Raw genomic sequence first — 11,800 nt, forward strand, 5'->3', positions numbered from 1 at the left:
TTATGAACGAGCAATCCTATTTAATATTTAACCTCAATCACTCACGCTATGGCATTCCAGCTACAGCCGTGCAAGAACTCTTCTTTCTGCCAGAAGTGACTGCGATGCCTACGGCGGTAAACTACGCAAAAACTCCCAGCACAATTTTAGGCGTGATTAACCTGCGAGGGAAGTTTCTGCCCGTGATGGATTTATATAACTGTTTAGAACAAGCACGTCCCCCCTTTCAATTGACTGACAGCATGATTGTTCTGGAGTGGCAGACTCAACGAATCGGAATCATCGTCAGTCAAGTAGATAGCGTGCAAGCGATCGCATCCGATCGGATCTTTGCTAATTTGTGTGGTCAGTCAAAAGAAAGTTTGCCGGATGGATTGGTGACTGGCATTACCAACGTTGAGGAGGGCATCGTTACATTGCTCAATCCTGAACTGTTGGTGCAATACGCCTTTATGGAAACCGCTTTCAATCCAAATTCTGATTTTAACAACGGCTCAGTCAATGACCAACCAAAACACCCATCTGATTCAGCCCTAAATCAAGGCTTATACGATCATTTCAATTCCCAGGAGCGACAGATTTTTCAAGAGCGAACTGAAGCTCTCCGGTGTTCGATTGATAACGAGAATTCGGCGTGGCTCTTGCCTCTGGCAGTTGTGGGGTTGGGGGGTGAATACTTCGGGTTTGGCTTGGAAACTGTACATGAGTTTACTGAGATTCACAAAATTACCCCAATTCCCTGCTGTCCGCCGCACATTCTTGGCAACATCAACTTGCGGGGTGAAATTGTCACCTTAATTAACATCAATGATGTAGTCGATCTGCCCATGAATGGGGTGCGGGGGAGTAGCCCATCGCATCAGCAAGCCGTTGTCGTTCGTCTAGAGCAACGAGTGGCGGGTATTGCCGTCGATGACATTTTTGATGTGACGTATATTCATCCTTCCCAAATGACCACGGCTCCAATTGCCCTGCATTCTGCCAAAGACGACTATCTCCAGGGTGTCGCACCTTATCGCGATCGGATGATGAGCATCATCAATTTGTCCAAACTGCTGACTTCAGAAGTGTTGGTTGTCAATGAAGAGGTCTAATATGCAATACAATTTCAAGCTCGGTCGGGTTGTTACGTTGGGGTTTGGTTCGGTATTTGTAGTCATGATTGTGATTGGCATTGTCTCCAAGCTCACGACCAACAAGTTAGTGGAGTCCAATGGTTGGATCAGCCATACCTACCAGGTTAAGGGAAATCTGGAGGATATTACCAAGTTTCTGCTCGATGCCGAAACCGGACAGCGTGGCTTTATTCTCACCCAAAAGGCGAACTATTTGGAGCCTTACAACAGATCCGTTGCCAATTTTGAGAAAACCTTTGATGAGGCCAACAAGCTGATTCAGGACAACCCAGAACAAGTTACACGGTTGAATCAGGTCAAGCAACTGGCAAAAGACAAAATGGCAGAACTTGCTGAAACCATTGAGTTGACGCAGCAGGGAAAACGCCAGGAAGCCATGAATCTGATCCTTTCTAATAAAGGCAAGCAGATTATGGATGAGATTCGGGCCAAATTGGTAGAAATGATGCAGGTTGAGCAGCGGTTGCTGGCTGATAGGCAACAGACAGCAAAGCAGACAGCATTCGTGGCAGACTTGGTTTCCTTGGGAGGAACCACGATCGCGATCCTATTCGGCTCATTCGTGTTATTCTTCATTGCCCGTGGAATTGTGCGACCGATTACCCAGGTCGCTAACGTGATCGCCTCCTCATCCAATGAAATTGCCGCTACGGTCGAGCAACAAGAGCGCACTGCCACCCAACAGGCAACCTCGGTCAGCGAAACCACCACCACAATGGATGAACTCAGCGCCTCTGCCCAACAGTCTGCCAAGCAAGCAGCCACTGCTTCCACCAGCGCTCAACAGGTCTTAAATTTGGCAGATCAAGGCAATCATTCACTGACCCGCACCCTGGAAGGAATGGCAGCCTTGAGTCACAGAGTCAGTGCAGTAGCAGACCAGATGCTGCGCCTGAATGAACAAACCAAGCAAATTGGCAGTATTTCTGGGTTAGTGAGCGACCTGGCAAATCAAACTAATATGCTGGCGCTAAATGCAGCAGTGGAGGCAGTCCGGGCGGGAGAACAAGGCAAGGGATTTGCAGTCGTTGCCGCCGAAATTCGCAAACTGGCAGACCAAAGTAAGAAATCAGCTGAAAAAATTAATGGGCTGGTTAATGACATTCAATCCGCCATCAACTCAACCGTTGTGATGACAGATGAAAGCACAAAAACTGCCCAACAGGGGGCGGCAATGACTGAGCAGACGGTGCAAGTCTTTACCAATGTCACCGATGCTGTCAACGGTATGGTGTTGAATATTCAGCAAATCTCGCTCAACGCCAATCAGCAAGCAACGGCGGTTCAGCAAGTTTTACAGGTAATGAATGCACTCAATAGCTCTGCTAGAGAGACAGCCAGTGGCATCAGTCAGACTCGTGTTAGCACTCACCAACTTAATGACGCAGCCTCCAGACTACAGAGTATTGTCTAATCTTCCCTTGATTCAAAAGTCTGATCGCTAAGTGTGCAAATGAAAGCAATATCTGGAACTCCCGAACTCATTCACTTACAAGAGATAACAAGATGGAAAGTAAGCGAAATTGGAAACTGAGATACTCAATTATGGGCAGCTATGCAGTTCCCATTTTGGCGTTGGTAATTTCTGCGGGGCTGATATTCTTCAATATCAACCTTGTGAGCCAGCGATCGCAAGATTTAGTTTCTTCCTATAACGTTAATTCCGCGATTAATGCCCTTGCCACGAATGTGCAAAGCGGTTCTAAGTCAGTTCGGGGCTATTTGTTAGAAAAAAATCAGACATCATTTCAGGAATACCAAAAATCTCAAAAAAGCTTCAAGGAACTTTTATCAAAGCTCATGTCGCTTGCTAGAACCGAGCAAGAGCGACAGTCGTTAACCAGGTTAGAGGGGCTGCTGAATAATTTGATGGTTGTCGAGGATGATTTGATTGCCAAAGTTAATCAGGGCAAGGTTCAGGAAGCTGTTGAAACCTGGAGTCACGAAAATGCCCGCAGTATGGTTGATGACCTGACAAGTGCGATCGATGAAATTCAGAGGCGAGAAGATCAGAATGTGATCATGGCCGCCAAGCAACAGCAAGCAGCGCTCGATATGCTCAAGCTAACCATCCTGTGTGCGACTGGACTCTCCTTGCTGTTGTCGGTTTTGATTGGCATCTGGGTAATTAGCCGTACTGCTCGACGGATAAATGAATCAGCCAGTGCGATCGTAACTTCTACAACCGAAATTGCCACAACGATCGAGCAGCAAGAACGCGCCACAATCCAACAAGCCAGTTCTGTCAATCAAACCACCACCACAATGGATGAATTAGCGGCTTCCTCACGCCAGTCTGCCGAACAAGCAGAAGCCTCAGCCGCAGGGGCGCGGCAGGTGTTGTTGCTGGTAGACGGTCGCACTCAAGAGGGTCAGTCTAGCCAATCGAGCCTACGAGAAAAAGTAGGCGACATTGCCGCCCAAATTCTCCACCTGAGCGAACAAACCAATCAAATCGGCATGATCTCCACCCTTGTTAGTGACCTGGCAAGCCAAACTAATATGCTGGCGCTCAACGCGGCAGTGGAAGCGGTAAGAGCAGGGGAACATGGCAAAGGCTTTGCGGTTGTTGCTGCCGAAATTCGCAAACTGGCAGACCAGAGTAAGCGATCGGCTGAAAAAATTAATGTACTGGTCGTAGACATTCAAAAATCGACTAATTCCACCGTCATGGTGACTAATGAAGGCACGAAAACCGTAGAAAAGATTGTGGATGCCATCAAAACGATCGCGCTGAATGGTCAGCAAATTTCCCTTACCTCCAATCAACAGGCGATCGCAGTTCAACAGGTGGTAGAAGCCATGAACTCGCTCAACATTGCCGCCAGAGAAACCGCCTCTGGCATCAGTCAAATTAAAGTCGGCACCCAACGGCTGAATGATGCCGCCCAGGAACTAAAAGCCGTTGTCTAAGATAGGATTTAACACCATGATGATTGATGATGAAGAACTGAGAGACGTTTTCAAAGTAGCCAGCGAAGAACACCTGCAAAACCTAGATGATGGATTGCTGTATCTGGAAAACCATCCCGATGATCTGGCTGTCCTGGAAGCCATGATGCGGGAAGCGCATTCTCTTAAAGGCGATGCCAATATGCTGGGAGTTAAAGATGTAGGCACTCTGGCGCATCAGATTGAGCATATTTTGACTCAACTCAAGCAACAAGAAAACCCTGCATCCTCGTTGGGCAATGGTACAACAGATACGCCCTATGAACGCCTCGCCCATGCGATCGCCACCATCCGCAAACTTGTTCACGAAGCCGTCACCGGAGAACCTGCCAGGGTTGATACCTTTTCTGTTCTAGCCGAATTGATGGGAGCGCAGCAGGGAAAAGGGGGAGATCCGGGAGAGAATGAGAGTCAGGGGTCAGAAGTCAACTGTATTAATTTTAAAAATAAAGTAAAAAACAATACCCTTAAAAGAAATCAAGAGCAAGAGGAAAACGGAGCAATCCCTACTCCCCATTCCCCACTCCCCACTCCCCACTCCCCCTCCTCCTACCGCATCGAAACTATCCGCGTTAGTACTCGCCATCTAGATACGTTGATGACGCAAGCAGGGGAGTTAACTGTGACCAAAATTCGGATTGCTCATCGGCTGGGAGAAATTGAGGCGATCGCTAATTTGTGGGAAGAATGGAATCGAGATTTGTTCACTAATCGGTTTGCCTTCAGCCGAGAGCAACAAGGTAATGTCGCCCACCAACGTCTAGAAACTTTTCATCATCACTCTGAAAAACGATTAGAGCAATTGGGCCATTTGGTGAAAACCTTGCAGAGTTCCCTTTCAGAAGACACAACCCGACTGGAACAACTAAGTAGCGATCTAGAAGAAGGTATTCGTACCCTACGATTGCTACCCTTTGCAACGATTTTCAACCTCTTTCCTCGGATGGTGCGCGATTTGGCGCAGCAGCAGGGAAAATTAGTGGAGTTGATCACAGAAGGCAAAGACACCCTTGCCGACAAACGCTTGTTGGAAGAAATGAAAGATCCGCTAATGCACATCCTGCGGAATGCGATCGATCACGGGATTGAGCCACCACAGGAACGGGAACGTCTAGGAAAACCAACAACGGCAACAATTCGGCTCAGAGCTTACCAAACTCCCACTAACATTGTGCTGGAAATCAGTGATGATGGCCGGGGGCTTGACCTGGATAAAATCAAACAAATAGCGGTGAAACGGGGCATTTGCAGGGAGGAAGAATCGGCAGCAATGACTCCGAGCCAGATCCAGGCGTTGATCTTCGCACCGGGGTTTTCAACAGCCCCCCTGGTGACAGAAGTATCAGGACGGGGCGTGGGGTTGGATGTAGTGCAAACCAATGTCGAGAAATTGAAAGGTACGATTGAGGTAGAATCGTTTCCCGGACGGGGATGTACGCTGCGTGTCAATCTCAGTATCACCTTGGCAACCGCCCATGTCTTGATTGTGCAAGTGAACCAAATGCCCTACGCCATCCCAGTTGAGTTTGTGCGAACCGCCTGCTTGATCAAATCAGAAGAGATTTTTCCCTTAGAAGGACGTGACACAATAATTCGGGATAGCCAACCCATTTCGATTGTGCAGTTGGCTGATCTATTAGAACTGCCCCCGATGCCATCTGGATTAACTCAAGAAACGGCGCTTTCCTGTATTATTCTTCAGGTTGGGCAAGCACAACTGGGTGTAGTGGTGGATGCTTTAGTGGATGAGCAAGATGTACTGATTAAACCCCAAAGTCAGTTACTTAAACGAGTCCGCAATGTTTCTGGGGCAACAATTTTAGGCACTGGAGATGTATGTATGGTGCTGAATCCCCAGGATTTGGTGAAGTCAGCCCGATCGCGATCGCAATCCATTTCTTCTACCCAAACTCGTCAACTTGCGCCTACGAAACAAACCGTCTTATTAGTCGAAGATTCTATTGCCACACGCACGCAAGAAAAGCGGATTTTAGAAACCGCAGGCTATCAAGTGATTACTGCTGTGGATGGTTTGGATGGATTGAACAAACTGCGAACGCACACCGTTGATGCCGTTGTTAGCGATGTGCAAATGCCAAATCTTGATGGCTTGGGGTTAACTGCTAAAATCCGCCAATATCAAGAATATAGCGAACTTCCAATTATCTTGGTTACTTCCCTTGCCAGCGATGAAGATAAACGTCGGGGTGCAGAAGCCGGAGCCAATGCCTACATTATCAAAGGCAGCTTTAATCAAGAAGCCTTGCTGTCAACCCTCAAACGGTTAGTGTAGAGGTTTTTGGATGAATGAAGAATAATTTTCTCGTAAAATCTGAACTTACTGTCAATTGATGAAAAATGCCCCGATTCGCGTCTTTCTGGTGGAGGATTCCCTCGTCGCCTTAACCATCCTCAAGCGGATTCTGGCGAGTTCCCCGGAAGTGGATGTGGTGGGAACTGCTCCCAATGGCGTGGAAGCATTGGAGCGAATTCCAGCCGCACAGCCGCAGGTAATCTGTACCGATCTCCACATGCCCAAAATGGATGGACTGGAACTAACTCGCCGGATTATGACAGACTATCCCCGTCCCATTCTGGTGATCAGCGCCTCTGTCAATACTCAAGAAGATTCCCGCAATGTTTTTAAACTGCTGCAAGCGGGTGCTTTGGATGTTTTTCCCAAACCCAGCATTGACTCACTTTCAGACTATGAACAAGTCAAGCACGAATTAATCAACCGGATCAAAGTTCTGGCAGGGGTTACAGTCTTTACTCGCCACACTTCCCGAACTGCGACGGTAGAACCCAGAACGCATCCTGTTAGCCCGAAAAGTAAGCCAGAACCATTCAGCCCAAAATCGGTCAGTAACTCGCAATTCCCCATTCGTACTGACGCTCTAAAACTTGCGTCCCTGCCCAAAGTCGTGGCGATCGGAGCCTCCACAGGCGGCCCCCAGGCATTATACACCATCCTAAAACAACTGCCTGCAAACTTTCCCGTACCCATTCTGTGCGTCCAACATATCAGCGAAGGATTTCTGCAAGGACTGGTAGATTGGCTGGCAGCAGAATGTTTCCTGCGGGTGAAGATTGCCCAACCGGGAGAATTTCCCAAACCGGGTACTGTCTACTTCGCTCCCGAACGAAAACACCTGCAACTCGACACTCAAGGGCGATTAACCACCGTCAGCACCCCTGCCGTTTCCGGGCATCGTCCCTCCGTCACAGCTTTGTTTCAAGCCGTTGCCACCTGCTACCCGCGATCGGCGGTTGGTATTTTGCTGACTGGCATGGGGCGGGATGGTGCAGATGGATTACAAGCGATCGCCCAAGCCGGAGGCACTACCATTGCCCAGGATGAACAAACCTGCGTTGTCTTCGGGATGCCCAAAGAAGCGATCGCTCTGGGAGCCGCCCAACATATTTTGCCAATCAGCGAAATTGCTCCCATGCTATTGAATCGAATTTCCAGTTATAGGCTGGGTTAGGTGTCAATACGGTTCGGTTAAAGGGGAAAGGGAAAAGGGGAATAAAAAACCTTTAACCCTTACCCTTTTCCCTTTTCCCCAAACCCTATTTTGAGTTCAAAATGCTTATCCTAACCGTATTGGGTTAGGTGTAGCTATAACGTGCAACGCATCTTATCCAAGGGGCTAATTTTGTCCAAATGCCAGAATCTGAGCAGCACTCAGCTTAAAACCAGGAATGATCGTCGATGTTAGGGGGGTGTCACCCGTATAAATCGTGTCTTCATATTGCCCGTTCACCCATAAGCACAGCGTTATTTGTTGCCTTTCTGGGTCAATAATCCAGTATTCCGCAATCCCTCGCGCCGCATATTCTGTGCGTTTGTAACGATAGTCCCGGTCGCGGTTGTCTTGTCCAGGTGAAACCACCTCAACCACCAAGATTGGCGGTGGCATATCTTGGGTAATTGTGTTGCTGCGTTGTCCTGCCAGCGTTGCGTATCCTTCCTCACTCAGTATGGTCAGATCGGGTAAGCGCACCTTTGCTCGTTTGCCACTCACCACAATTTCCATATCTTTGAGGTTGATCAGCACAATCGAAATGTATTTTGCTAATTCCAACATGAGGAGTTTGGCAAGCTTGCAGTTTTCTGGGGATTCAGTCGGCACTTCTACTAACTCTCCATCTACAAGCTCATAGCGCGTGTCAGTACCGTCGTCATAGGCAAGGTATTCCTCCATTGTCATCAACTTGGGGACGTTGGGTGCAGTTTGAGTCATGGCTAGGAATCTCCGCGATCGCCGCCGCAAGGCTGTCAGGATAGAAAACTGGCTGTGCCAATCTTAGCAAATCCTTATTCTGCGCTAATGTTTTACCGATCGCACACTGTTAAGCTAAACCACATCCAATACTACTCGGGTTTTGCATTTTGAACCCAAAGTTTGGTTTTGGGAAAGGGTTAAAGGGTAAGGGTTAAGGGTTTTTAATTTCCCTTTCCCCCCGCCCCTTATCCCCAGAGGGGGCCCCACCTTCCCCTTTGCCCCTTAACTGACAAGTATTGAAACCACATCTAATTTACATACCTAAGATTTATATAACTATTGTGGGGTGGGCAGCGTTCGACTGGGCGCTTACGCCGAAGTCTGATGAACAAGCAGATCAGGAGCCAATAAATTTTCGTACAGCTTCGCGCAATTGTTCAGCATCAAAAGGTTTGATTAGATATTCTGTTGCACCCGCCAGATGACCCTTCACCCGGTCGAAGGGGGAATCTTGAGAAGTCACCATAATCACAGGCAAATGCTGAAACTGCGGTAGGCTCCGCACCGTGCGGCAAAACTCCAACCCGTTTACATCCGGCATCTGCACATCTAATAGCAAGACTGAAATCGGTTGATGATAAATGATCGACAGGGCATCAACCGCGTTAGCAGCTGTTATTACTTGATAGCTCGGTTCTAACGCTCGTTTAATCATTTGATGAATCACAGGGCTATCATCAAGCGCGAGAACAATCGGTGAGCTTGTCGTACCATTTGACATACTTTACAAGTCGATGAGTCAATCATCGTTGGCGTTTACTCTAGCATTCCCAAAGTAAGACTTGAACAATTGATATTTTGATAATTTTATACACACTTCAAGTATTTTTAACCAGAGGCTCAACCGGAATTTGAATCAAGAACTCGCTGCCTTTCCCAAGTTCTGAGGAGCATTTTAAAATGCCGCCATGTTTTTCAACCACAATTTGATAGCTGATGGACAGTCCCAGCCCGGTTCCCTTGCCGATGGGTTTGGTGGTGAAGAATGGATTGAACAGTTTTTGCTGGGTTGTTTCTGTCATGCCAGAACCGTTATCTCGAATCCGAATCACTACACTATCTGCGTGGGAGAGTTGAGATAGATCGGAACTACCCGATTCTCTACTAATGAGTTCTGTTTGAATGGTAATGATCGGATTAGGCGTTTCATCTAAGGCATCGATCGCATTACCCAAAAGATTCATAAATACTTGATTCAATTGCCCCGCATAACAATCAACAGGCGGTAAATTTTCGTATGCTTTAATCACCTGAATCTCAAACTTGGCACTGGTTAATTTCAAGCGACTCTTCAAAATTAACAAAGTGTTTTCAATCCCTTCATGGATATCCACAGGTTTCATCTCGGCTTCATCCAGGCGCGAGAAGTTCCGCAGAGATAGGACAATTTGCCGAATTCGTTCTCCACCCATTTGCATCGACGACAATAGATTAGGCAAATCTTGCATCAAGAAATCAAGATCGATAGTCTCTATCTTTTCCTGAATAGCATCAGTTCCATTGGGATAGGTTGCCTGATAAAGATGCAATAGTTCCAGCAAATCCCGAACATAGTTGCTTGCATAAGTAATATTGCCGTTAATAAAGTTTACCGGGTTGTTGATTTCGTGGGCAACTCCGGCCACCAATTGTCCCAGGCTCGACATCTTCTCTTGCTGTACCAGTTGCATTTGGGTTTGCTGCAACTGGCTCAGGGCGTTCCCTAGATAGGTGGCTTGAGTTTGAGCGGCAAAGGCGGTTGCTCGTGTTTGGGCAAGCAGTTCTGCCTGATCGAGAGCGATCGCTACTTGATCGGTGACAGCTTTGAGTAACCGAACTTCGCTATCAGTCCATTGGCGCGAACCGCGACAGTGATGGCAAACAATAGCACCCAATTGACCAGAATGGGTTCTCAGTGGCAGCAACAGCACCGAGGTTACTGCCAGTTCATGCAGCAGGACGCTATCCTCCGGGGTGAGTGCTTCTGAGGTAGTAGAAACATCCTCAATCCTTAGCATATCTAGATTTAAAATAGTTTCTGCCAGAACGGAGCCAGACCCAAGGGAAAGTTCCCCCAACGCCATCTGAATCTCTGGGTTAGTCGCTTCGTGAGTCACCATAAACTTGAACCGATCTTTGTTGGGCAGACACCACACAAAGTCACAGCGATCGACTTGCAACAGAGTATGAATCTCATTTACTGCTGTTTGTAAAATCGTGTCCAGATCCAGAGAATTACGGATTTGATTTGCTAGATTAAACAGAATTGAATCTTGTTGACCAACCAATTCCTGAGTAATTAATTGCTGTTTTAGTTGTTTGATTTCCGGGATCATTTGACGCAGCTTCGTGGTGTTGCGCTTTAGCTCCAATTGTGCTACGACTTGGTGGCCAAGTGTCTGCAATCCCTTCTGTTGTTTCTGGCTCAGATTGCGCGGTTCAATGTCCATGACGCAGAGTGTACCCAGGACGCAACCGCCAGCCGTTATCAGGGGGACTCCGGCATAAAATCGGATATTGGGAGCATTTATAACGAAGGGATTGGTGGCAAAGTGGGGATCGACCAGAGTATCTGGAATCACAAAGACATCTGATTGGCGAATGGTGTAGTTACAAAACGTGAGGTCTCGTCGAATCTCTGTTAACGTGATTCCCACCTTAGACTTAACCAACTGGCGATCGGCTCCGATAAAACTCACCAGTGCTATTGGAGTTTGGCACAGATCGGCCGCCAGTGCTGTCAAGTCATCTAATGCCTGATTGGGTACAGTACCCAAACCCTGAAACTGATACACTGCTTTGAGGCGTGTCAGTTCGCTGGTGCAGGGCATCGTTGTACAGGAGAGCACGGAATCAAGTAATAAATCAGGGATTTTCATAGTTTTATTTTTATTTGGGTGCGATCGCCAATTTGACGGTGAAACAGGTGTTTTGGATGGTGCTTTCCGCCGCGATCGCGCCAGCTATTTGTTGCACCAACTTCTCGATCAGTGTTAGTTTCAAGCCACTACCGCTATCTTTCCAGGGTTCGTGGTTGGGAATGCAGTAGAACCGATCAAAGATGCGGGATTGTTTTTCCAAGTCAATTTAAACTCCGGTGTTGCTGACTTTAACAAGGAGTGAGGAGATGCTGTTAGCGGATAGCTAGGGTTGAGCCAGTGCTGACTTCTCAACTCTGGCTAACACTGTAATGATTCCCTCTGCTGACGTATATTTGCAGGCATTATTCACAAGTTTTGTAACAATGCGACTGAGGCTGAACATAGATAGCAATTCGCATTTTGAAACATTTGTACTGAGATTGGAGCCTTCAAAAGCTTTCAAGCTCGATCCTTTGAATAACATAGTGAGAGTTCCAGCTCTGTGAAGTGACTGAAATCACGCGGTATATTAGACCTCTTGCAAAAGTGCTTTTTGCAAGAGGGGAAAAAGGGTAAAGGTTAA

Annotated in this window: 9 protein-coding genes; 5 read left to right on the forward strand and 4 right to left on the reverse strand. The window is 47.4% G+C overall.

What is annotated here, in order from left to right; translation table 11 throughout:
- Positions 1 to 2: 2 nt before the first annotated feature.
- The 5 genes from VB740_RS07850 (at position 3) to cheB (ending at position 7,576) form a co-directional block, all read left to right on the forward strand.
- Positions 3 to 1,094, forward strand: a complete 1,092-nt coding sequence (locus VB740_RS07850) for a chemotaxis protein CheW (protein ID WP_323199483.1) — start codon at positions 3 to 5, stop codon at positions 1,092 to 1,094.
- A gap of 1 nt (position 1,095) precedes the next feature.
- A complete protein-coding gene (locus tag VB740_RS07855) occupies positions 1,096 to 2,550 on the forward strand; it encodes a CHASE3 domain-containing protein (protein ID WP_323199484.1) in 1,455 nt (484 codons plus the stop codon).
- 92 nt (positions 2,551 to 2,642) lie between these two features.
- Positions 2,643 to 4,049 (forward strand): methyl-accepting chemotaxis protein, encoded by a 1,407-nt coding sequence (locus VB740_RS07860; RefSeq protein WP_323199485.1) that lies wholly within the window; start codon positions 2,643 to 2,645, stop codon positions 4,047 to 4,049.
- The gene (locus tag VB740_RS07865; protein WP_323199486.1) at positions 4,042 to 6,381 is read left to right on the forward strand and encodes a hybrid sensor histidine kinase/response regulator; all 2,340 of its coding nucleotides are present in this window, start codon (positions 4,042 to 4,044) and stop codon (positions 6,379 to 6,381) included. Before VB740_RS07860 ends, VB740_RS07865 begins: the two co-directional genes overlap by 8 nt.
- A gap of 58 nt (positions 6,382 to 6,439) precedes the next feature.
- Complete coding sequence (gene cheB, locus VB740_RS07870) at positions 6,440 to 7,576, forward strand: chemotaxis-specific protein-glutamate methyltransferase CheB (protein ID WP_323199487.1); 1,137 nt, start codon at positions 6,440 to 6,442, stop codon at positions 7,574 to 7,576.
- Between the two features lie 165 nt (positions 7,577 to 7,741).
- On the opposite strand, the gene VB740_RS07875 is transcribed toward cheB, so the two are convergent.
- The 4 genes from VB740_RS07875 to VB740_RS07890 all read right to left on the reverse strand — a co-directional run bounded on the left by VB740_RS07875 (position 7,742) and on the right by VB740_RS07890 (position 11,437).
- Positions 7,742 to 8,335, reverse strand: coding sequence for a Uma2 family endonuclease (locus VB740_RS07875; protein ID WP_323199488.1), 594 nt, complete (start codon positions 8,333 to 8,335; stop codon positions 7,742 to 7,744).
- 379 nt (positions 8,336 to 8,714) lie between these two features.
- Entirely contained in the window at positions 8,715 to 9,098 is a 384-nt protein-coding gene (locus tag VB740_RS07880) for a response regulator (protein ID WP_323199489.1), read from the reverse strand.
- Between the two features lie 97 nt (positions 9,099 to 9,195).
- Positions 9,196 to 11,235, reverse strand: a complete 2,040-nt coding sequence (locus VB740_RS07885) for a GAF domain-containing protein (RefSeq protein WP_323199490.1) — start codon at positions 11,233 to 11,235, stop codon at positions 9,196 to 9,198.
- 10 nt (positions 11,236 to 11,245) lie between these two features.
- On the reverse strand, positions 11,246 to 11,437 hold the full coding sequence (locus VB740_RS07890; RefSeq protein WP_323199491.1) for a hypothetical protein: 192 nt from the start codon (positions 11,435 to 11,437) through the stop codon (positions 11,246 to 11,248).
- Between the last annotated feature and the right edge of the window lie 363 nt (positions 11,438 to 11,800).

This window comes from Nostoc sp. UHCC 0251 (assembly GCF_034932245.1).
GTDB lineage: Bacteria > Cyanobacteriota > Cyanobacteriia > Cyanobacteriales > Nostocaceae > Nostoc.